This is a genomic window from Telluria sp. ZT3P26 (genome assembly GCF_059686035.1).
In genome coordinates, this window is record NZ_JCASII010000001.1 from 594,714 (window position 1) to 618,725 (window position 24,012).

At 64.6% G+C, this 24,012-nt stretch carries 12 protein-coding genes; 10 read left to right on the forward strand and 2 right to left on the reverse strand.

Translation table 11 applies throughout. The features are described from left to right. Nucleotides 1-379: 379 nt before the first annotated feature. The 8 genes from AC56LN_RS02610 to AC56LN_RS02645 all read left to right on the forward strand — a co-directional run bounded on the left by AC56LN_RS02610 (nt 380) and on the right by AC56LN_RS02645 (nt 15,789). The gene (locus AC56LN_RS02610) at nt 380-3,043 is read left to right on the forward strand and encodes a TonB-dependent receptor (RefSeq protein ID WP_499569807.1); all 2,664 of its coding nucleotides are present in this window, start codon (nt 380-382) and stop codon (nt 3,041-3,043) included. Nucleotides 3,044-3,243: 200 nt separating this feature from the next. Then, nucleotides 3,244-5,088: a DEAD/DEAH box helicase gene (locus AC56LN_RS02615; RefSeq protein WP_499569808.1), complete on the forward strand. Its 1,845-nt coding sequence runs from the start codon at nt 3,244-3,246 to the stop codon at nt 5,086-5,088. Nucleotides 5,089-5,406: 318 nt separating this feature from the next. Further along, entirely contained in the window at nt 5,407-6,744 is a 1,338-nt protein-coding gene (locus tag AC56LN_RS02620) for an MFS transporter (protein WP_499569809.1), read from the forward strand. 126 nt (nt 6,745-6,870) lie between these two features. Next, nucleotides 6,871-8,502 carry an alpha-D-glucose phosphate-specific phosphoglucomutase gene (locus AC56LN_RS02625; RefSeq protein ID WP_499569810.1) on the forward strand — a complete coding sequence of 544 codons (1,632 nt, stop codon included), beginning with the start codon at nt 6,871-6,873 and terminating at the stop codon, nt 8,500-8,502. 25 nt (nt 8,503-8,527) lie between these two features. Continuing rightward, the gene (locus tag AC56LN_RS02630; protein WP_499569811.1) at nt 8,528-10,207 is read left to right on the forward strand and encodes an alpha-amylase family glycosyl hydrolase; all 1,680 of its coding nucleotides are present in this window, start codon (nt 8,528-8,530) and stop codon (nt 10,205-10,207) included. 59 nt (nt 10,208-10,266) lie between these two features. After that, nucleotides 10,267-11,286, forward strand: coding sequence for an alpha/beta fold hydrolase (locus AC56LN_RS02635; protein WP_499569812.1), 1,020 nt, complete (start codon nt 10,267-10,269; stop codon nt 11,284-11,286). 45 nt (nt 11,287-11,331) lie between these two features. Next, nucleotides 11,332-13,197: a glucokinase gene (locus tag AC56LN_RS02640; RefSeq protein WP_499569813.1), complete on the forward strand. Its 1,866-nt coding sequence runs from the start codon at nt 11,332-11,334 to the stop codon at nt 13,195-13,197. A gap of 279 nt (nt 13,198-13,476) precedes the next feature. After that, entirely contained in the window at nt 13,477-15,789 is a 2,313-nt protein-coding gene (locus AC56LN_RS02645; protein WP_499569814.1) for a sensor domain-containing diguanylate cyclase, read from the forward strand. A gap of 143 nt (nt 15,790-15,932) precedes the next feature. Here AC56LN_RS02645 and AC56LN_RS02650 read toward each other — a convergent pair whose 3' ends face one another. Together AC56LN_RS02650 and AC56LN_RS02655 are read right to left on the reverse strand one after the other, a co-directional pair. Beyond that, nucleotides 15,933-18,650 carry an alpha-1,6-glucosidase domain-containing protein gene (locus AC56LN_RS02650; RefSeq protein WP_499569815.1) on the reverse strand — a complete coding sequence of 906 codons (2,718 nt, stop codon included), beginning with the start codon at nt 18,648-18,650 and terminating at the stop codon, nt 15,933-15,935. Between the two features lie 7 nt (nt 18,651-18,657). Then, on the reverse strand, nt 18,658-20,241 hold the full coding sequence (locus AC56LN_RS02655) for a POT-type proton-dependent oligopeptide transporter (protein ID WP_499569817.1): 1,584 nt from the start codon (nt 20,239-20,241) through the stop codon (nt 18,658-18,660). 280 nt (nt 20,242-20,521) lie between these two features. Between AC56LN_RS02655 and AC56LN_RS02660 the strand changes: the two genes are divergently transcribed. Together AC56LN_RS02660 and AC56LN_RS02665 are read left to right on the forward strand one after the other, a co-directional pair. Next, complete coding sequence (locus tag AC56LN_RS02660; RefSeq protein ID WP_499569818.1) at nt 20,522-22,162, forward strand: alpha-glucosidase; 1,641 nt, start codon at nt 20,522-20,524, stop codon at nt 22,160-22,162. Continuing rightward, the gene (locus AC56LN_RS02665) at nt 22,162-24,009 is read left to right on the forward strand and encodes a glucokinase (protein ID WP_499569819.1); all 1,848 of its coding nucleotides are present in this window, start codon (nt 22,162-22,164) and stop codon (nt 24,007-24,009) included. The genes AC56LN_RS02660 and AC56LN_RS02665 overlap by 1 nt, the downstream gene beginning before the upstream one ends. Nucleotides 24,010-24,012 lie beyond the last annotated feature (3 nt).

The following is a 24,012-nucleotide window of genomic DNA, read 5'->3' on the forward strand; positions in this document are numbered from 1 at the left end:
ATTTTTTTCGTCTGTTGTAAAAATACAAAATTCGTGTAGTGAAGTTACAAGGCCTCTTACAAGGCCTGAATGTTTTACTACATTCGCCGCACCGATTCGGTGCAATCGAGCATAAACTGTTGCTTTTTAGAGCATTTGTAGCCCAACTACAGGCTTTAAAAACCACACCTGAGCTGCTCATCAGTTACTAAGTCATTGTTTTGATTCGAGATATCCGTTTCATGCCGGGTGAGTTCGTTTGAAAGTCACTCCCGTTGACAGTGCATCTAGTTTTAATACAGAATCCCGCCGAGCGTTGCTGTTAAGGCGTGTCATAACAAAGTCCCGAACATGGCGGTCGAAAGCTGCTCTAGGGAAATTACGTCGTTCTGAGGAGATCATGAAAACTTTCGCCAACAAGCGTTCCGCGTTCCAGCTGAGCCCAGTGGCCGCCGGGTGCGCCATCTTCGTCACCATCATGGCTGGCAGCGCGCAGGCGCAAACCGCTACGACGACTGACACCGCCGCCAGCGATGCGCCGGTCGCCACCGTGACCGTCACCGGCATTCGCCGCGCCATCGAGGACGCGATTGCCGTAAAGCGCGAATCGACGGGCATCGTCGAAGCCATTTCGTCGGAAGACATCGGCAAGCTGCCGGACGTGTCAATCGCCGAATCGCTGGCCCGCCTGCCAGGTCTGTCGGCGCAGCGCGTCAACGGCCAGGCCCAGTCGATCAGCATCCGCGGCACCTCGGGCGACCTGTCGACCGCGCTGCTCAACGGCCGCGAACAAGTCACCACCAGCTCGGACCGTACCGTCGAATACGACCAGTACCCATCCGAACTGATCAGCGCAGTCACCGTGTATAAAACCGGCGACGCCGCCGTGATCGGCCAGGGCCTGTCGGGCACGGTCGACCTGCAGACCATCAAGCCGCTGTCGCTGCGCGAACGCGTCGTCACCGTCAACGTGCGTGGCGAAAAGAACTCGAAAGGCGAAATCAGCGCCGGCTCGCCGGACACCGGCAGCCGCGTCAGCGCGTCGTACATCGACCAGTTCGCCAACCGCACGCTCGGTGTGGCCATCGGTTACGCACGCCAGGACAAGCCGAACGTCGGCGAACAGTTCGAAACCTGGGACTGGGTGGACGACACCAATGTCGTGCCAGGCTCGACCGTCAAAGTGCCGAAGGGCATGAAGTCGATCGCCACCACCGGCAACCAGGTGCGCGATGGCCTGATGGGTGTGCTCGAATGGCGTCCTAACCGCAACTTCAGCTCGACCTTCGACGTCTACCACTCGCGTTTCGACCAGGAAGAAATCCGCCGCGGCATCGAAATGCCACTCAAGGACGACGGCGAAGTGCGTTTCTCGAACCCGACCGTCGTGAATGGCACGATGATCAGCGGCACTGCCAACAACGTCAATCCGGTCGTGCGTAACAACCGCCTGACGCGCGACGACAAGCTGACCGCCTTCGGCTGGAACAACCGCTACACGACGGGCGACTGGGTCGGCATCGTCGACATCAGCCGTTCGAAGGCTGATCACAAGGAACAGCTGGTCGAGATCAACGCCGGCCGCGCTGCACGCCAAACGCTGAACTACAGCTACAACGGCGGCACGATTCCAGTGCTGGGCCTGTCGGGCACCTACGACGATCCGTCGCAGATCGCCATCGGCGGCCAGTTCGGCGAAGGCTATGTCAACGCCCCGAACATGACCGACAAGATGACCTCGTTCCGCACGAGCATCGAGCGCAAGTTCGACAACGCGCACTTCAGCAGCATGGAGCTGGGCTTTAACTACTCGAAGCGCGAGAAAGAAAAAGCACACCTGGAAACGGGCTTCTCGAAGATCGGCAACGGCACCTTCGGCGCCAACGTTCTCAACAGCTCGCAAGCGCTGTACGGCCTGCAGAACAGCCTGAGCTGGGACATCGACGGTGTGCTGGCCAACAACTTCGGCCCATTCACGCCAGCCGTCCTGGTGCCATGGGGCGCGACCAAGAACTGGACCATCGAAGAGAAGGTCAAGACCGGCTACGCTAAGCTGAACATCGACACCGAACTGATGTCGATGCCACTGCGCGGCAATATCGGCATGCAGGTCATCGAAACCGACCAGAGCTCGACCGCGAACACGCTGCGCGCCTGGCCATTCGCCGACCTGGTGCCACTGACCGACGGCAAGAAGTACACCGACTACCTGCCAAGCATCAACCTGGCATGGAGCCTGCCTGACCAGCAATTCCTGCGCTTCGGCGCCGGCAAGACGCTGGCCCGCGCCAAGCTGAACCAGCTGAACGCGGCGCTGGAAGTGGGCCTGACCGCCCAGACCACCGGCACCCCGTACGGTAACGGCGGCAATGCGCAGCTCGATCCATGGCGCGCCAAGCAGGTCGACCTGTCGTACGAAAAGTACTTCGGCAACAAGGGCTATATCTCGGCCGCTGGTTTCTACAAGGATCTGTCCTCGTACATCTACAGCGTGACCGTGCCGCGTGACTTCTCGGAGTTCAACCTGCAGGGCGCCCTGACCAACATCGGTACCATCACCCAGCCGCGTAACGGCGAGGGCGGTAGCCTGCGCGGTCTGGAGTTTGCGGCATCGACCCCGCTGGACATGATCCACCCGATGCTCGACGGTTTCGGCATCACCGCCAACGCGTCGTTCACCAACAGCGAGATCTCGATTCTCGACCAGCGTTTCGGCAACGTCGCGATTCCGCTGCCAGGCCTGTCGAAGCGCGTGTTCAACGTGACGGCGTATTACGAGAAAGATGGCTTCTCGGCACGTATCAGCCAGCGTTATCGCAGCGATTATGTGGGTGAAATCGGCGGAATTGGTGGTGCAACCGAGCTGACTTACGTAAAAGCTGATAAAGTAGTCGACCTGCAATTGGGTTATGACTTCAAGCAAGTCGAAGGTCTGTCCGTGCTGTTCCAGGTCAACAACCTGACCGACACCGCCTTCCGCAGCTACGCTGGTACCGAAGACCGTCCGCGCGGCTACGCCAAGTACGGCCGCCAGATGCTGTTCGGCCTGAACTACAAGCTGTAATCCGGTATCAAGCGAAGGTGGCGCCACCCAATGGGGCGCTGCCGCGATCGCCAATGCCCTTGCAGGTGTGCCTGCAAGGGCATTTTTCATTGTTCGGATTCTGTGGTTTCGGCCGCCCGGTCCATTGTATTTAGCGCCCCCCACGAAGCAACGGTGTAAACTGTCGCATTCGTACTTACTTAATAAGAGCAACTTCCTCTATGTCAGACACCCCAATCCCATCGTTTTCCGACCTCAATCTTTCGGCGCCTGTCCTGAAAGCATTGAAAGACGTCGGATACGAAACGCCGTCGCCGATCCAGGCAGCCACCATTCCCCTGTTGCTGGAAGGGCGCGACGTGCTGGGACAAGCGCAGACCGGTACCGGTAAAACCGCCGCCTTCGCACTGCCAATCCTGTCGAATATCGACGTCAAGCAGACCGCGCCGCAAGCGCTGGTGCTGGCGCCGACGCGCGAACTGGCGATCCAGGTCGCCGAAGCATTCCAGAGCTACGCGGCCCACATCAAGGGCTTCCACGTGCTGCCGATCTACGGCGGCCAGAGCTACGGCCCGCAACTGTCGTCGCTGCGCCGCGGCGTGCACGTCGTCGTCGGCACGCCAGGCCGCGTCATCGATCACATCCAGAAGGGCTCGCTCGACCTGTCGAAGCTGACCACGCTCGTGCTGGACGAGGCCGATGAAATGCTGCGCATGGGCTTTATCGACGACGTCGAGCAGATCCTGCAAAAGACCCCGGCCACGCGCCAGACCACGCTGTTCTCGGCCACCATGCCGCCAGCAATCAAGCGCATCGCCAAGACTTACCTGCGCGAGCCGCAAGAGATCACGGTCGCTGCCAAGACCGGCACCGCCGACAATATCCGCCAGCGCTACTGGCTGGTGGCCGGCATGCACAAGCTCGACGCGCTCACGCGCATCCTCGAAGCCGAAGCGTTCGACGGCATGATCATCTTCGCGCGCACCAAGCTCGGCACCGAAGAACTGGCGACCAAGCTGCAGGCGCGTGGCTTCTCGGCCGCTGCCATCAACGGCGACATCGCCCAGCAGCAGCGCGAGCGCACGATTGATAACCTCAAGAAGGGCAAGATCGACATCCTGGTCGCGACCGACGTCGCCGCGCGCGGCCTGGACGTCGAGCGAATCAGCCACGTCATCAACTACGACGTGCCGTCGGACCCGGAGAGCTACACCCACCGCATCGGCCGTACCGGCCGTGCTGGCCGCAGCGGCGAAGCGATCCTGTTCATCACGCCGCGCGAGCGCAGCCTGCTCAAGCTGATCGAGCGCACGACCCGCCAGCCGGTGTCGCCACTCGAACTGCCGACCGTCAAGGCCGTCAACGAAGTGCGCATGACGCGCTTCAAGGATCAGATCCGCGCCACGCTGGCCGAAGGCAACCTCGACGTCTTCCGCGCCCTGATCGAAGACGTCGAGCGCGACGACAATGTGCCGGCGATCGACATCGCCGCGGCCCTGGCCAAGATGGCGCGTGGCGACGAGCCGCTGCTGCTGACCAAGCCTGACCGCGACGTGCGTCCGGAAAGCATGCCATCGCAGCGCGAATTTGGCGGCAGCCACGAGCGCGCACCACGCGAGCCGCGCGGTGACTGGGAAGACCGTCCGGCGCGGCCTGCACGCGAGCCGGGCTTCAAGAAAGAGCGCGTCATGCGCGACCCTGAGCCAGGCATGGCCACGTTCCGCATCGAAGTGGGCTTTGCCCACGGCGCCAAGCCCGGCAATATCGTCGGCGCGATCGCCAACGAAGCGAACATCCCCTCCAAGCAGATCGGCCGCATCGAGATCTATGACGATTACTCGACGCTCGACCTGCCATCGGACATGCCGGCTGAACTGTTCACGCAGCTCAAGTCGATCTGGGTCGCCGGCCGCCAGCTGTCGATCACGCGTGACGGCGAAACGCCAGCCGTGCCAGCCGCCGGCGCCAAGAAGCCGTTCACGAAAAGCGGCGCCGACCGCCGCGTGACCGACAAGCCGATGCCGGGCAAGAAGCCGCATCGTAAGGGCGAGGGCAGCAAGGACTGATCGTTTCACCATCAGTTTTACCACGAGCGTTACCACGTCGTTCCCGCGCAGGCGGGAACCTCAGTTCGGCACTGCTACCTGCAGCGCGCCGGACTTGGGTTCCCGCCTTCGCGGGAACAACGTTTTTGGGCTGACGGTTTGAGGCTGCGGTCGTGTTTTTCTGCTGTTGTTTGACTACAAACCTGCTTCTGGCTGCGAAGCTGTCATATCGATCCCACTATGGGATTGACACGATTGACACTCGGATACCCCCATGTTATTTTGCTACAGATTAGATAACATAACCCGTACCTCCGGCGGGCCAGATTAGGGACACACATGGATATGCAATCGACCGTGCTCAAACCACGCCTGTCGTTCTGGCAGCTGTGGAACATGAGCTTCGGTTTCTTCGGCATCCAGTTCGGCTTCGCACTGCAGAACGCGAATACCAGCCGCATCTTCGCCACCCTCGGCGCCGACCCCGAAAACTTTTCCCTCTACTGGCTGGCTGCGCCCGTTACCGGCCTCCTGATCCAGCCGATCGTCGGCTACCTGAGCGACAACACCTGGCACCCGAAGTGGGGCCGCCGCCGGCCGTTCTTCTTCATCGGCGCCGTGCTGGCCGCCATCGCGCTGTTCCTGATGCCCAATTCCACCGCGCTGTGGATGGCCGTGGCTGTGCTGTGGATGATGGACGCCGCGATCAACGTGTCGATGGAGCCGTTCCGCGCCTTTGTCGGCGACAAGCTCGATCCGTCGCAGCAGACGGCCGGCTATGCGATGCAGACCTTCTTCATCGGTTGCGGCGCGGTCATCGCCTCGCTCCTGCCGACCTTCTTTGAAAGCCTGGGCGTGTCGAACGCCGTCATCGGCGGCGTGATCCCCGACACCGTGCGCTACTCGTTCTACGCAGGCGGCCTTGTGTTCTTCCTGGCCGTGACCTGGACCGTGGTGTTCGCCGACGAACTGCCGCCGCCCGACATGGAAGCGTTCAAGAAAGAACGCGCTGCTTCCCGCAGCGTGGGCGTGGCCATCGCCGAGATCTTCGGCGGCTTTGCCAAGATGCCGCGCACGATGGTGCAACTGGCCTTCGTGCAGTTCTTCACCTGGATCGCGCTGTTCGCGATGTGGATCTATACCGGCACCGCCATTGCCGACAGCGTCTACGGCACCACCGACGCGCAGTCGAGCGCCTACCAGGACGCCGGCAGCTGGGTCGGCATCATGTTCGCCGTGTACAGCGGCGTGTCGGCACTGGCTGCGTTCATCCTGCCCGTGTTTGCCCGCATGACCAGCCGCAAGATCGTCCATGCGACGTGCCTGACCATCGGTGGCCTGAGCCTGGCCAGCGTATTCCTCATCACCGACAAGAACATGCTGGTCGTGCCGATGATCGGTATCGGCATCGCGTGGGCGTCGATCCTGACGATGCCCTACGCGATCCTGGCCGGCTCGCTGCCCGCCAAGCGCATGGGTTACTTCATGGGCCTGTTCAACTTCTTCGTCGTGATTCCGCAGATCGTCAGCGGCCTGCTGCTGGGTTTTGTGACCAAGCACCTGTTCGGCGGCCACGCCGTGCTGACGCTCGTACTGGGCGGCGTCTGCATGCTCGTCGCCGCGCTGCTGACCCTCCTGGTGACGGACAAGGCGGCGCCGGTCAAGGCTGGCGTCTGATGTCCGGCGCGCACGGTACGCGTGTGCGCGCCGTGAATCCGGCGTCTGTCGTATCGTAACGTTTTATCAACATTGTCCGGCCCCGCCCGGCGGTGTTGTGAACGCTTACATTGACAGGAGTAAAGCATGACCATCCAGACCGTCGCGACCACCCCGTTCGCCGGCCAGCGGCCCGGCACCTCGGGCCTGCGCAAGAAAGTGACCGAGTTCCAGCAACCCGGCTACCTTGAAAACTTTGTCGAGTCGATCTTCCTGACGCTGGGCGAAGGCGCGTGCCGTCACCTGGTCGTCGGCGGCGATGGCCGCTACTTCAACCGCGATGCGATCCAGACCATCCTGCACATGGCGGCCGCGCACGGCGTCGAGCGCGTGCTGGTGGGGCAGGGCGGCATCCTGTCCACGCCGGCCGTCAGCTGCGTGATCCGCAAGCACGGCGCGCAGGGCGGCATCGTGCTGTCGGCCAGCCACAATCCGGGCGGTCCGGATGGCGACTTCGGCATCAAGTACAACATCGAGAATGGCGGCCCGGCGCCCGAGAAAATCACCGACGCCATCTTCGCGCACACGCAGACGGTCACGCAGTACCGCATCAGCGACGCAGCGGCCGTCGACCTCGACGTGCTGGGTACCACGCAACTCGAAAACATGCTGATCGAGGTGATCGACCCGGTGGCCGACTACGCCGAGCTGATGAAAGGCCTGTTCGATTTCGACGCGATCCGCGGCCTGTTCGCGAGCGGTTTCCGGATGCGCTTTGACGCGATGCACGCCGTGGCCGGCCCGTATGCCAGCACGATCCTCGAAGACATCCTCGGCGCACCCGCCGGCACCGTCGTCAATGGCGTGCCGAGCGAAGATTTCGGCGGCGGGCACCCGGATCCGAACCCTGTCAACGCTGCCGAGCTGATTGCCGCGATGGCCGCGCCCGACGCACCGGACTTCGGCGCCGCCTCGGACGGCGACGGCGACCGCAACATGATCGTCGGACGCGGCATCGCCGTTACGCCATCGGACAGCCTGGCCATCATCGCCGCCAACGCCACCGTGGCGCCGGGTTACGCAGGCGGCATCAAGGGCATCGCCCGCTCGATGCCCACGTCGATGGCGGCCGACCGCGTGGCCGAAGCGCTGGGCATTGCCTGCTTCGAGACACCCACCGGCTGGAAGTACTTCGGCAACCTGATGGACGCCGGTCTCGTCACGCTGTGCGGCGAAGAAAGCTACGGCACGGGCTCGTTCCACATCCGCGAAAAGGATGGCGTGTGGGCCGTGCTGTTCTGGCTTAATCTGCTGGCCGTGCGCGGCCAGACGGTCGAGCAGCTGCTGGCGGCGCACTGGGCCCGCTTCGGCCGCAATTACTATTCGCGCCATGATTACGAAGCCGTCGATGCCGGCGCCGCCGGCGCCATGATGGACGCGCTGCGCGCGCGCCTGCCCGAGCTGGCAGGGCAGACGCTGGCCGGCCACCAGATTGCACTGGCCGACGACTTTGCCTATACCGATCCGGTTGACGGTTCGGTGTCCACCAAGCAGGGCATCCGCATCATCATGGCGGACGGCTCGCGCATCGTGTTCCGCCTGTCCGGCACCGGCACCGAAGGCGCCACCGTGCGTGTCTATCTCGAACGCTACGAAGCCGATCCGGCGCACCACAACCTCGACACGCAGGCCGCGCTGCAAGGCCTGATCGATCTGGCCGAAAGCCTGTCCGATCTGCGCCAGCGCACCGGCCGCAGCGAACCCACGGTCGTCACCTGACCCCTTCACCACACAGGAACCCCGCATGAAACTACCCGTCCTTGCTTCCGCCATGCTGCTCGCCTTCGGTGCGATGGCCCCTGCCAGCGCCCAGTTGCCCGGCCCGGCGCCCGTCGCCAAGCCGTTCGTCTGGGAGAATGCGACCGTCTACTTCCTGCTGACGGACCGCTTCAACAACGGCAACCCGGCCAACGACAAGGCTTATGGACGCAAGGACGACGCGGCGCCACTGCGCGGTTTCATGGGTGGTGACATCGCCGGCATCACGGCCAAGATCAAGGAAGGGTATTTCACCGACCTGGGCGTGAACGCAATCTGGCTGACACCCGTGATCGAACAGATCCACGGCGCGACCGATGAAGGCACCGGCAAGAGCTATGCCTTCCACGGCTACTGGGCGAAAGACTTCACGGCGCTCGACGCCGCGTTTGGCACCGAGGACGAACTGCGCACGCTGGTCGACACGGCGCACGCGAAGGGCATCCGCATCGTGTTCGATGTGGTGATGAACCACACGGGTCCCGTCACGCCGCAGGATAAAGTCTGGCCGGCGTCGTGGGTGCGCACTGGTCCGACCTGCACCTACAAGGATGCGCGCACGACGGTCGATTGCACGCTGGTGGCGAACCTGCCGGACTTTTTGACCGGCAGCGACAAGCCGGTCGACCTGCCGCCGCACCTGGTGGCCAAGTGGAAGAAGGAAGGGCGCTACGAGCGTGAGGTGAAGGAGCTCGACGCGTTCTTCAAGCGCACCGGCTACCCGCGCGCGCCGCGCTACTACCTGATGAAATGGCATGCCGACTGGGTGCGCAAGTTTGGCATCGACGGCTTCCGCGCCGACACCGTCAAGCACACCGAGCCAGGCCTGTGGAAGGAACTGAAAAAAGAAGCAAGCCTGGCGCTGGCGGACTGGAAGCGCGCCAACCCGGCCAAGAGCATCGACCAGAAGCCGTTCTGGATGGTGTCCGAGGTCTACAACTACGAGATCAAGCACGCGCGCAAGTTCGACCTGGGCGGCGGCGAATTCGTCGACTACCTGGACCAGGGCTTCGACAGCATGATCAGTTTCAGCCTGCGCAGCGACGCCAAGCGCCCGTACGAACAGGTGTTCTCGGAATACTCGACCATCCTGCACGGCGAGATGAAAGGCTTCTCGGTGCTGAACTACATCAGTTCGCACGACGACAGCAGCCCGTTCGATCCGCTGCGCCAGCAGCCGTTCGAGTCGGCCAACAAGCTGCTGCTGGCGCCCGGCGCGGCGCAGATCTACTACGGCGACGAAACGGCGCGCATCCTGAAGTTCGACGGCGCCGAGGGCGACGCCAACCTGCGCACCTTCATGAACTGGGACGAGCTGGCGTCGAACGCCGAGCGCGGCATGCACCGCGTGGCCGACATCCGCGCGCACTGGGCGCGCCTGGGGCGCTTCCGCGCCGCGCACCCGGCCGTCGGCGCGGGCAAGCACCAGATGATCGGCTCGAGCCCGTACACGTTCAAGCGCACCTGGGAACAGAATGGCGTGAGCGACCGCGTGGTCGTCGCGCTGGGCCTGTCGACGCAGCAGTCGGTGGCCATTTCGGTGGGCGGCGTCTTCAGCGACGGCGCCACGGTGCGCGACTGGTACACCGGCAAGACCGCCGTGGTCAAGGACGGCAAGGTGCGGTTCGAAACGGCCGCACCGGTGGCGCTGATCGCGCAGGACTGACCGGGTTCCGGGTAGACTGGCCGTTCCGTCCACTTTCGGCTGCCAGTCTGCCCGCCTTCATGACCATGTTTACGCACATTGCCCGCGCTGTCGCGGGCCTCGGTTTCGCCCTCGCGCTGGCCCCGGCGCAGGCGCAACCGGCCGCCGCGCCAGTCTACGGCGCCGAACTCGAAGAATTCGCCTACCCCGCACCGACGCAGCAATACCGTTTCAGGTCGCAGGGCGTCGACCTGCAGATGACCTATATGGACGTCAAACCGGCCACGCCAAACGGCCGCACTGTCGTCCTCATGCACGGCAAGAACTTCTGCGGCGCGACCTGGGCCGGCACCACCAAGGCACTGAGCGAGGCCGGTTACCGCGTCGTGGTGCCCGACCAGATCGGCTTTTGCAAATCCACCAAGCCGCAGCATTACCAGTACACGTTCCAGCAACTGGCCGACAACACGCGCAAGCTGCTCGAGTCGGTCGGTGTGAAGAAAGCCATCATCATCGGCCACTCGACCGGCGGCATGCTGGCCACGCGCTACGCGCTGATGTATCCCGAACTGACGGACCAGCTGGTGATGATCAACCCGATCGGGCTGGAAGACTGGAAGAACCTGGGCGTGCCGTCGCTGGGCGTCGATCAGTGGTATGCGCGCGAGCTCAAACTGTCGGCCGAGCGCGTGCGCGAGTACGAGCGCACGACCTACTACAACGGTCAGTGGAAGCCGGAGTACGAAGTGTGGGTGCAGATGCTGGCCGGGATGTACCGCGGCAAGGGCAAGGAAGTGGTGGCCTGGAATTCGGCGCTCATCTACGACATGATCTACACGCAGCCGGTCGTGCATGAATTCCCGCTGATCAAAACGCCGACCTTCCTGCTGATGGGATTGAAGGACACGACCGCGATCGGCAAGGATGCGGCGCCGGCTGACGTTCGGCCAAAACTGGGCAACTACAAGGTGCTGGCCGAGGCCACGCGCAAGGCGATTCCGGACGCGGTGCTGGTGACGTTCCCCGAGATGGGGCACGCGCCGCAGATGCAGGACCCGGTACAGTTCCACAAGGCGCTGCTCAAGGGGCTCGTGCGCTGATCAGAGGCCATTCTTTTGTCATTCGGTTAATGCTATCCTTGCGCGATGACGGAAGACCCTGATCCAAAAAGCAAACCCCCGCGCGCCGCCTTTGCCGACGGCCCGCGCCTGCTGGCCGACATCGGCGCCACCCATGCGCGCCTGGGCCTCGAGACTGCGCCCGGCGTACTGGGCCAGGTCGCCGTCCTGCTGTGCGACGATTTCGACGGCATCATCCCGCTGCTGCACGCCTACCTCGAGCAGCATCCGGGCGGGCGCATTCACCACGCGGCCTTTGCGCTGGCCAATCCGATCAGCGGCGACTTCATTCGCATGACCAACCGCGACTGGCAATTTTCGCTCGATGCCGTGCGCCGCGCGCTGGGCCTGTCGACGCTGTTGATCGTCAACGATTTCACCGCGCTGGCGATGGCGCTGCCGGGCTTTCAGCCGAAGGACCTGCTGCAGATCGGCGGCGGCGCGCCGCAGACGCATGCCGTCTCGGGCGTGCTGGGCCCGGGCACCGGCCTTGGCGTCTCGGGCGTGATTCCGACCATCGACGGTTTCGTCACGCTGGGAAGCGAGGGCGGTCACGTCAACTTCGCACCGAGCGACGAGCGCGAATTCGCGATCCTGCAGTACGCATGGCGCGAGTGGAAGCACGTATCGAACGAGCGCCTGATCTCCGGCCCCGGCATCGAATTGATCTACCGCGCGCTGGCCGGGCGCAACGGCGTGGATGCACCGGCGCGCAGCACCGCCGACATCGTCAGCGCCGCGCTCGACGCCCACGATCCGCTGTGCCTGGAAGTGCTGGAGACCTTCGCCGGCATGCTGGGCAGCGCGGCGGCGAACCTGGCGGTGACGCTGGGCGCGTTTGGCGGCATGTTCATCGGTGGTGGCATCGTGCCGCGCATCGGCGCCTGGTTCGCGCAGTCGCCATTCCGCGCGCGCTTCGAGGCCAAGGGGCGCTTCCGCGACTACATCGCCCAGATTCCGACCTACATCATCATGACGCCCAACCCGGCGCTGTACGGCGTCTCGGCGATCCTGTCCGAGCACCTGCGCGGACGCAGCGGCGCCAACACGCTCACCGACCGCGTGCAGCAACTGCTGCACGAGCTCTCGCCGGCCGAGCAGCGCGTGGCGGCGCTCGTGATCGAGCATCCGCGCAAGGTGCTGTCCGAGCCGATCGCCGAGATCGCGCGTCTGGCCGACGTGAGCCAGCCGACCGTGATCCGCTTCTGCCGTTCGCTGGGTTTCCAGGGCCTGGCCGAATTCAAGCTCAAGTTCGCCGGCAGCCTGACCGGCACGATCCCGGTGCGCCACAGCCAGGTGCGCGTCACCGACAGCACGCATGACCTGTCGGCCAAGGTGATCGACAACACGGTCTCGGCGATCCTGAAGTTTCGCGATGCGCTCGACGTGCACGCGATCGACCGCGCCATCGAACTGCTGCGGCGTGCGCGCCGCGTCGAGTTCTACGCGCTGGGCAATGCGCGCGCGGTGGCGCTCGATGGCCAGCACAAGTTCTTCCGCTTTCGCATCCCGGCCGCATCCTACGGCGATTCGCACCTGCTGAACCTCGCTGCGGACTTGCTGGCGCCGGGCGACGTCGTGATCGCGATCTCCACCGGCGGGGAGCTGCCCGAGCTGCTCGAGGCGATCGACACGGCGCGCGCGCGGGGCGCCGACATCATCGCCATCACGGCCAGCCGCTCGCCGCTGGCAAAAAAGGCCACCGTGTGCCTGGCGGTGGATCACAGCGAGGACAGCACGAGCTTCCTGTCGATGATCTCGCGCATCCTGCAACTGCTCCTCATCGACATCATGTCGGTCGGGATTTCGCTGGGCGCGCAAGGGGAGGGCGGCGGGCATGAGCCGGGCGACCTCGATGCGCGGCGGCTGCTGATTTCACACCTCGATATCTAGGAAACCGGGCAGCGCTGACACACGACCGCGCGTCAACATGGCATGCAATGCGGGTCATGCCTGGCCCGCGCACGTCCTTTTGTACCGATGTCGCGCTAAAAGTTGTCAAAAAAACGTCAACGCCACGCGACGCACGGGACGGAACCTGTAGTTTCCGCACGGCACTGCGTGCTACCATTTCATGTGGCTCCCCCAATCCCCGGCGCCGTGTCGACTGGGCCGTCCTGCCCCGCCGTCTCCGTTCCGGACCATGGAAGAGGTTTTATCATCGTCAGCCAAATGTTAATTGAACAGGCCCGCCTTGCCGCGCTGGCCGAACTGCAGATTCTCGACACCCCAGCCGAGACCCGCTTCGACCGCTTTACCCGCCTGGCCGCCATGACGTTCGACGTGCCGATCGCGCTGGTATCGCTGATCGATGCGGAGCGCCAGTGGTTCAAATCGCATCACGGCCTGGAAGCCTCGGAAACCCCGCGCTCGCTGTCGTTCTGCAGCCACGCGGTGCAGGCGCGCGCGCTGCTCGTGATCGAGGACGCGGCGCAGGATCCCCGCTTTGCCGACAATGCGCTGGTGACCGGCGAGCCGCATATCCGCTTCTATGCCGGGCATCCGGTCTACAGCGATGGCGAAGCCGTGGGCACGCTGTGCATCATCGATCGCGCGCCGCGCCGCCTGAACCAGGAGCAGCGCCAGGTGCTGGCCGACCTGGCCGGGCTGGTCGAAATTGAAATCAATCACCTGAAGGCGGTCACCGCGCGCATGCTCGCCGAGCAGGCGCTCAAGTCGCTCAACACCGACCTGGAAGCGCGCATCGTCGCCCGCACCGCCGAACTGGAAGACAAGGTCGCGCAACTGTCGCACGAAGTGACGCAGCGCGAAGCGGCCGAAGCGCTGCTGCGCGAGAGCGAAGCCTGGAACCGCACGATCATCGATTCGTCGTTCAGTGGCTTCATCGGCGCCGACAGCAATGGCGTGGTGGTGGCATGGAACACGTCGGCCGAGCGCATCTTCGGCTGGTCGGGCGAGTACGCGCGTGGCCGCAAGTTGTCCGAGCTGGTGATGCCGGCGCAGCAGCGCGAGGCGCATGACGCGAACATCCGCCGACTGCTCGATACCGGCGCCGGCCCCTACCTGAACCAGAACGTCGAACTGCCGGCGCTGACGCAGAGCGGACGCCAGATCACGATCCAGATGACGGTGGCAGCGCACGAATGGAACGGCGCGCGTTACATCGGCGCCTTCGTCAATGACATCTCGGACCGCATCCGCACGCAGCAGCAGCTGGAAGAAAAACAGGAACTGCTCGACGCGGTGCTCGAATCGATCGATGTCGGCGTGGTCGCCTGCGACGCCGTCGGCAACCTGACGCTGTTCAACCGCACGGCGCGCGCCTTCCATGGTCACGACCTGAAGGCGATCGCGCCATCGGAATGGCCGCAGTTCTACTCGCTGTACCACGGCGACGGCCAGACCGTGATGGCGATGGACGACGTGCCGCTGGTGCGCGCGCTCAAGGGCGAAGTGGTGCGTGACGGCGCGATGGTCATTGCGCCGGCCGGCCGCCCGCCGTACACGCTGCTGGCCAGTGGCCGCCCGCTGCGCAGCGCGCAGGGCAAGACCCTGGGCGCAGTGGTGGCGATGAAGGACATCACCGAACTGAAGGCATCACGCGACCGCCTGGCCGACAGCGAAGAACGCCTGCGCACGATTACCGACAACCTGCCGGTGCTGATCGCGCACCTCGATCAGGATCACCGCTACATGTTTGCCAATGCGGTGCACCAGTCATGGCTCGGCAAGGCGTCCGAGCAGGTCGTCGGCCAGACCATGGTCGAAGCCTTCGGCGAAGACTTCTACCTGCAGCAGAAGGAAGCGCTGGACGATGCCTGGCTGGGCAAGGCCTCGCAGTGCGAGCATGACATCGTGCGCAAGAAGCACATCCGCATCGTCCACTCGACCTTCCTGCCGCATCTGCGCGACGGCGAAGTGGTGGGCGTGTACATCCTGACGACGGACGCCACCGCTGCGCGCATGCACGAACGGAACCTGCACGCGCTGGCCCACACCGATGCGCTGACCGGCATTCCGAACCGGCGCCAGTTCGAGCTGGCGCTGCAGGCAGCCGTGGAGCGCGCGCCGCAGCGCGAGCGCGCGTTTGCCCTGTTCTATCTCGACATCGATTTTTTCAAGCGCATCAACGATACCTACGGCCACGCAGTGGGCGACATGGTGCTGGTCGAATTTGCACGGCGCGTGCGCAAGGTGGTGCGCAGCTCCGACATGGTGGCGCGCCTGGCCGGCGACGAATTCACGGTGCTGCTCGACGAAGTCAATTCGCCGCGCGACGTCGAGCTGGTCGCCAAGAAGATCATGCAGGTCATGGAAGCACCGTTCATGGTCGGCTCCCAGCCGATTTCCGTCAGCGCGACCATTGGCATCGCACTGGCCGATGCGCCTGGCGTGACGGCGCTGACGATCAGCGAGCTGGCCGACAGCGCCTTGTATGAAGCCAAGGACAAGGGGCGCAACACGTTTGCGATTGCGCGGCTGGCGATGCTGCCGGCGGTGGAGCAAGCGTCCGTGCTGGCCTGACAACGTCGTTCCAGCGAAGGCTGGAACCCAAGTTCAGCACCTTTGCCGCAACATCGACAGCGGCCCGCAACAGACCTGGATTCCAGCCTTCGCTGGAATGACGGTCTTCAGGTCAGCGGCGCCCCGTCGCGAGAATCGCCTTTTCACATGTCGACGAATACGACGGCGGTGCGCGGCGGTACCGTGAATGTGCCGCTGGCGCCGTCGAAGCGCGCCTTGAGCGCGCGCTTGTCGGCCGCGCCAGGTGCGCTGTGCACCGGATGCAGTTTCAGGCGCTTGCCGCGCAGCGTGGCGTCCTTGATCGTGTGCGCCCGTTTGTCGACGTTCACGAGGTAACCCATGCCGGCAAAGCCTGCGCCCGGATAGCCCTTGCCATCGATCCAGGCGGCCAGCACGGTCGGTTCCTGCTGCGGCCCCGTGTTGAAGAAGCGCAGGCGCGTGTTGATGTCGTCGGCCGTGCGCAGGCGCAGCAGCGTACTGCTGGCGCGGATGCGCAGCAGGTCGCGGAACGCGTCGCGCGCGAACGCGATGTCGGCGGGCGCCGGCTTCATCGCGGCATTGGCCAGCAACGGCTTGAACAGCGGCCAGTCCTTTGCATTGTCCGGCGCCGGCGGCAGGCCGGTGCCGAAGAAGTTGTCCTGGTACGTCCAGTCGATGCGGTTGAACCAGTCGCCCGAATTGAAGCTGTTGCGGTCCAGTGATTTCGAGCGCAGCGTGTCGATGCCGGCGTGGTAGTACGCCACGCCCTGGCTGAACGCATTGATCGCCATCCCCAGCACCTGCACCCGCGCGCGCTCCGCGCTGTTCGTTGCCACGGGCAGCTTGAGCACGTTGATGTCGTACAGCGTCTGGTTATCGTGGTTCTCGACGTAGTTGACCGCTTCGCCCGGCTCGCTCGCGTAGCCGGCCGGCTGGTTGCCGCCATAGACCATCGCCTGCAACTGGCGCACCTGGCCATCGAACCCTTGCATCGGATACGTGCGCACCGAGCCGGCCAGGCCGACGCGGATCAGGTCTGCTGCGCGCAGCAGGTCAGCCTTCTGTGCGTCGCCGCCAAGGGCGTTCGCATCGTACACGAGGCCATTGATATAGCCCTGCTGCCTGATCACAGGTTCGCCGGAGTCGCCGGGCGAGCCGCCGCGCACGGCGTCGCGCGCGCGGTCGCTGAAGGTGCCGATGCCGGTGCCGTTCAGCGACAGCTGCGACGCCTGCACGAAGCGCGCGCCATCGGCCACTTCGCCGAAGTTCCAGCCTTCGCCGATCAGCTGCACGTGGCGGCCCGCCGCCGCGTCGACGGCCTGCTGCAGGCGCACCATCGCTTCGCGCGGCTGGTGGCCCATCAGGTCGAAGCGGAACGAATCGATCTTGTACTGGCGCGTCCACAGCACCGACGAATCGATCATCAGCTTGGCCATCATCGTGTTTTCGGTTGCCGTGTTGAAGCAGCAGGTCGACGCTTCGATGCCGCCCACGGCGTTCAGGCGATGGTAGTAGCCCGGCACCACGCGGTCGAGGATCGACTTTTCTTCCTGGCCGGCGATGAAGGTGTGGTTGTAGACGACGTCGGTACCCACGCGCAGGCCGGCCTTGTGCAGGTCCATCACCATCTGGCGGAACTCGATGATGCGGCGCGCGCCGTCCTGTGGGTCGCTCGCGTAACTGCCTTCGACCGCGTTGAAGTGCTGCGGGTCGTAGCCCCAGTTGAAGCAGTCGGTGTGCGCGGTCTTGACCACCAGTGCCTGCTGGCTCTCGCCATCCGGCGCGCCGGCAGGGGCGGGCTGCGCGCATGCCACTTCAGGGATGCTGCCGATGTCGTACACGGGCAGCAGGTGGATGTCGGTCAGGCCTGCCTGCGCCAGCGCCCGCAGGTGCCGCATGCCGTTGGAACTGGTCTCGCCGAACGCGCCGTACTTGCCGCGTTTGGCCGGCGGCACGGTCTGGTCGATCAGCGAAAAGTCGCGCACATGCAGCTCGTAGATGACCATGTCGGTCTGCGCCTTGACCGTGGCCGGTGGCTGCGTGCCATCCCAGCCGGCGGGCTTCAGGTGCGGCGAGTCCAGGTCGGCGATGTAGCTGCGTTTGGAGTCTGCATTCAGGCTGACCGAATACGGGTCGGTCACCAGGTTGCGTACCAGCCCGGCGCCATCGGCGACGACGTCGACCGCGTACTTGTAATAGGTGCCGGACAAATCGCGCGGGACGCTGGCGGCCCAGGCGCCGGTGCGTGCATCCAGCGTCATCGGCAGCACGGCGTTCGCGCGGCCCGTTGCGCTGTCATAGGTGCACACCGCGACATCGCGCGCGGTCGGCGCCCACAGCTTGAAGGCAGTCTTGTCGCCGGTGGGCGTCGCGCCCAGGTCCGGGATGCGTTCGGCCGCTGAATACAAATCGTCGAGCGCGCCGGCCGCCTGCACGCGGGTTGCGTCGCGCACGGTGCCGTCCGGGTTCTCGTGGACCAGCACCAGCTGTTCGCGGTGCAGGGCAGGCAGGCGCGCCAGGTCGGCTTCCTGCACGCTCAGGGTCGGACCGCTGGCGACCCACTTGAAGCGCGCGGCCGCGGCTTGCGGTACCGCTACGCGCGCGACAGCCAGCGTGATCGCGCCGGCGCTGCCGGTGACCTTGCTGCCCGCCGTGGCCTGGATGCCACCGACAGGCGAGTGGTACAGGCGGTATACGCCATCGCCAGATGCGCCGGGCCAGCGCACGAAGCGGCGGTCGAGCCAGACGGCGCGCGCGTCGAACCTGGTCGCGGAGGCGCTGAGCACCTCCTGGAAGGCCGGGCTGTCGCAGGTGGCGAGAGGAACGGCGGCATATGCGCTCGAGGACAGCGATGCTGCCAGCAGGGCAAGGTGACGTTTCATGGACCGCTTACCCCGCGACGCTGGTGCGATAGTGGTCGACCATGCGGTAGCGCGTCGCATACCACCCGAACGCCGCCGCCGACAGCAGCGCGAACGCGGCAAAGAAGTACATCTGGAACGCCATCACCCCGACGCCCGAGCCTTCGATATACGCGATCACCGATTCGTTCTTGACGCTGGCATTGACGATCAGCACCCACAGGTTGCCGACCGTGACGGCCAGGTACCACAGTGCCATGATCACGCCCTTCATCGATGCTGGCGCCTGGCTGTAGGCGAATTCGAGACCCGTCGCCGAGACCAGCACTTCACCCAGCGTGAGCAGCGCATACGGCGCGATCTGCCACGCGATCGAGACGGCGTCGCCGGCGTCGAGCGCTACCTGCAGATTGCCCACGACGATCCAGGCCGCGGCCGACAGTGCGATACCGGCCGTCATGCGGCGCAGTGGCGTCGGCTCGACGCCCATCTTGCGCATCAGCGGGAACAGCGCGATGTTATTCAGCGGGATGAGCAGCATCACGAGCAGGGGATTCAAGGCCTGCATCTGGGCCGGGATCACGTAGAAGGTCCAGCCCAAGAGGTTCACCTGCGTGGTCATCGTGTTGGCCTGCACGATCCAGGTCGAGGCTTTCTGGTCGAACAGCGACCAGAACGGCGTGACGAGCGCGAACACGATCAGGATGCGCAGCACGGCGCGCACGCCATCCACCGCGTCGTCCGGATGCAGGCCGCGTGCGCGGTCGAGCTGCATCGACGTGCCCATGCCGCCAAAGGCCATCAACAGCACCAGTGCGGTACAGGCAGCGATCACGAAGCCCCATTGCGCGGCCATGGCCAGCGACGCCAGTGCGCCGGCGGCGCCCAGCAAGGCCAGGTTCAGGCCCGGACGGCCCTGGCCCGGCTGCCTGGCCAGCAACGCGCTTTTCGCCACGCGCATGAACGAGTGCGGATTGGCCGGTGCCGGTGGCACGTGCACGTACTTCTTCTTACCGCTCCAGAACACCATCGTCGCGATGAACATCAGGATGCCGGGCACACCGAAGGCCCAGGCCGGACCGTAGTCGCGCAGCAGCAGCGGCATCAGCAGCGACGCGAAGAACGAGCCGAAATTGATGATCCAGTAGAAGGCGTCGAAGACGACTTTCGCCTTGTCCTTGTTGGTGTGGTCGAACTGGTCGCCGACGAAGCTGGCCACCAGCGGCTTGATGCCGCCCGAGCCGAGCGCGATCAGGAACAGGCCGAAATAGAAGCCATTGACGTTGTCTTCAAAAATGGCCAGGCAGGCGTGACCCAGGCAATACACGAGACTGAGCCAGAACACCGTGTTGTACTTGCCGAAGTAGCGGTCGGCCAGCCAGCCGCCCAGCAGCGGGAAGAAGTAGACGCCGATGACGAAGGTGTGGAACACGTGCTTGGCTTCGCCGGTGCGCATGTCTTCCGGCAGGAACATCAGCAGCGTCGTGATCAGGAACGGCGTCAGGATGTTGCGCATCCCGTAGAAACTGAAGCGTTCGCACCCCTCATTGGCAATAATGTAGGGAATCTGCCGGGGCATGCGCCCGGTGCCTGGTTTTGCGAGAGATGTCATCGAACCGCTTCCTTGAATTGGCAAACAGACGCGATGCTATGACGGGGACGCCTCTCTTTGCAACAGAAAAATTGTCGTGAAACAAACTAGAAACAAACTGGCAACATGGCTGCGTAGTTTAGGTACGGACGAAGAATCGGCGAAATCGCATATAACGTTTCAAGTCTTTGAAATCAAACGACTAAATGCGATTTATTGCTGACTGGCCGGAATTGTCAAGAAGGTTCGCCTGATGTATATTGCCTAGAATTCCACATCACGCACCCGCCCGGACTTGCCCATGACCCAGATCTCGACGACCGACAACCCGAACTGGTGGCGCGAAGCCATCATCTATCAGGTGTACCCGCGCAGCTTCCTTGACACCGACGGCGATGGGGTCGGCGATCTGAACGGCGTGACCGCAAAGCTCGACTATATCGCGAGCCTGGGTGTGGACATCGTCTGGCTCTCGCCGTTCTTCAAGTCGCCGATGGCCGATTTTGGCTACGACATCGAAGACTACTGCGACGTCGATCCGCTGTTCGGCGACCTGGCCGACTTCGATCGCATGGTCGCCAAGGCGCACAGCCTGGGCCTGAAGATCATGATCGACCAGGTGATGTCGCACACGGCCGACACCCACAAGTGGTTCGTCGAAAGCCGCGCCAGCCGCGACAATCCGAAGTCGGACTGGTATGTGTGGGCCGACCCGCTCCCGGACGGCAACCCGCCCAACAACTGGCTGTCGGTGTTTGGCGGCTCGTCGTGGCAGTGGGACACCCGCCGCAAGCAGTACTACCTGCACAACTTCCTCGTGAGCCAGCCGCAGCTGAACTTCCACAATCCGCTGGTGCAGCAGGCCCACCTGGACGCGCAGCGTTTCTGGCTCGAGCGCGGCGTCGACGGCGTGCGCATGGATGCGTGCGTGTTCCACTTCCACGACCGCCAGCTGCGCAGCAACCCGCCGGCGCTGGTGCGCGACACGTCGACGGTGACGGACGTGAACCCGTACGGCATGCAGGCGCACCTGTACGACAAGACGCAGCCCGAGAACATCGCGTTCCTCGAGCGCGTGCGCGCACAGCTGAATGAATTCGGCGCCGTGTCGATCGGCGAAATCAGCTCGGACGATGCACTGGCCCAGATGAGCGAGTACACCGAAGGCGGCAACAAGCTGCACATGGCCTACAGCTTCAACCTGCTCACGCCGGTCTTCAACGCCGCGCATGTGCGCCGCCAGGTCGAGGAATTCAACGAACGCGTCAAGGATGGCTGGGCCTCCTGGTCGGTCGGTAACCACGATGCGATCCGCGTGGCCACGCGCTGGGGCGGGGCCGCGCCGAGCGCTGGTTTCACCAAGCTGGTACTGGCGATGCAGCTCTCGCTCAAGGGCACGCCATGCCTGTACCAGGGCGATGAACTCGGCCTGACCGAGGCCGATGTCCCGTACGAACTGCTGCAGGACCCGTACGGCAAGACCTTCTGGCCCGAGTTCAAGGGCCGCGACGGCTGCCGCACGCCGATGCCATGGGTGGCCGATGCGCCGCACGCGGGCTTTACCGACGGCCAGCCATGGCTGCCGGTGGACGCCGCGCACGTCAAGGCCGCGGTTGACCTGCAGGACCGCGACCACGATTCGATGCTGAATTTCCAGCGCCGCTTCATCGCGCTGCGTCGCAGCCTGCCGCAACTCACGCGCGGCGAGATCGCGTTCTTCGATGCACCCGAGCCGGTCCTGGCCCTGCGCCGCGACCTGGCGGGGCACGACAGCGTGCTGGCCGCGTTCAATCTGTCGGGCGAAGAGGTCAGCTTCGACTGGCCGGCAACCGACGGCGTGGCGCAGATGCCGGTCGACGGCTTGCAGGGCAGTGCGCAGCAGGGCCGCGTCACGCTGGCGCCTTACGGCGCCTGGTTTGGCACCGTGGCGGCGAAACGCTGATGGCCGGCGCGCAGCCCGAGAAATTCGCGCGCACGGCGTTTGCCGATGGCCCGCGCCTGCTCGCGGACATCGGCGCAACGCATGCGCGCTTCGCGCTGCAATGTGCGCCCGGCGTGTTTCGCGACGTGGCGGTGCTGCGCTGCGACGACTTCGCCGGCATCGTGCCGCTGCTGCGCCATTACCTGCTCGACCACCAGGACGTCACGCTGCACCACGGCGCGTTTGCGGTGGCCAATCCGATCAGCGGCGACTATGTGCGCATGACCAACCGCGCATGGGAGTTTTCCACCGATGCGGTGCGGCGCGAACTGGGCCTGGCCACGCTGTTGATCGTGAATGACTTCACGGCGCTGGCCACGGCCTTGCCCAATTTTGCGCGCGACGACCTGATGCAGGTCGGCCCGGGCAAGGCCGTGCCGGGCGCCGTCATCGGCGTGCTGGGCCCGGGCACGGGCCTGGGCGTCTCGGGCGGGATTCCGACCGCCGACGGTTTCGTCACGCTGGGCAGCGAAGGCGGGCACGTGAACTTCGCGCCGTTCGACGAGCGTGAATTCGCGATCCTGCAATATGCGTGGCGCGAGTGGCCGCACGTCTCCAACGAACGCCTGATTTCCGGGCCCGGGATGGAAGTCATCTACCGCGCGCTGGCCGATCGCAATGGCGTCGAGGCCGTGCCGCGCACGGCCGCAACGATCGTGGCCGGCGCGCTCGAACAGAACGATGCGCTGTGCCTCGAAACACTCGAGTGCTTCTGCGGCATGCTGGGCGGCGCGGCGGCCAATCTGGCCGTCACGCTCGGCGCGTTTGGCGGCGTGTACATCGGCGGGGGCATCGTGCCGCGCCTGGGCGAGTGGTTTGCCAGCTCGCCGTTTCGCGCGCGCTTCGAAGCCAAGGGGCGCTTCTCGGACTACCTGGCCGACATTCCGACCTGGGTGATCACGACGCCGAACCCTGCCTTCCATGGTGTGGCCACCATCCTGGCCGAGCACCTGCGCGGACGCAGCGGCGCCAACACGCTGATGGAGCGCATCACGCAGCTGCGCCACGAGCTCTCGCCAGCGGAAGGGCGCGTGGCCAGCCTCGTGATCGACCAGCCGCGCATGGTGCTCAATGAACCGATCGCCGAGATCGCGCGCCTGGCCGACGTGAGCCAGCCGACCGTGATCCGGTTTTGCCGCTCGCTGGGGTTTCAGGGCCTGGCCGACTTCAAGCTCAAGTTCGCCAGCAGCCTGACCGGCTCGATCCCCGTGCGCCACAGCCAGGTGCGCCTGAGCGACAGCACGCACGATCTGTCGGCCAAGGTCATCGACAACACGGTGTCGGCGATCCTGCGTTTTCGCGACCAGCTCGATGTGCGGTCCCTTGACCGCGCGATCGAGATGGTCAGCCGCGCCAAACGCGTCGAGTTTTACGCGATGGGCAATTCGCGCGCGGTGGCGCTCGATGGGCAGCACAAGTTCTTCCGCTTCCGCATCCCGACCGCGCTGTATGGCGACGCGCACCTGTTCACGCTGGCCGCCGAATTGCTGGGGCCGGGCGATGTGGTGATTGCGGTGTCGAATTCAGGCGGCCTGCCCGAATTGCTGCAGGCGGTGGACATCGCGCGCGCGGCCGGCGCCGACGTCATCGCGATCAGCAACAGCCAGTCGCCGCTGGCACGCAAGGCCAGCGTCTGCCTGGCGGTCGATCATGCCGAAGACAGCACGAGTTTTCTGTCGATGATTTCGCGCATCCTGCAGTTGCTGCTGATCGACATCATGGCCGTCGGGATCTCGGTGGATGGCCAGCATGGACCGGCCCCGGGCCAGGATCCGCGCCGGCTGCTGATCTCGCACCTCGACAGCTAGTGT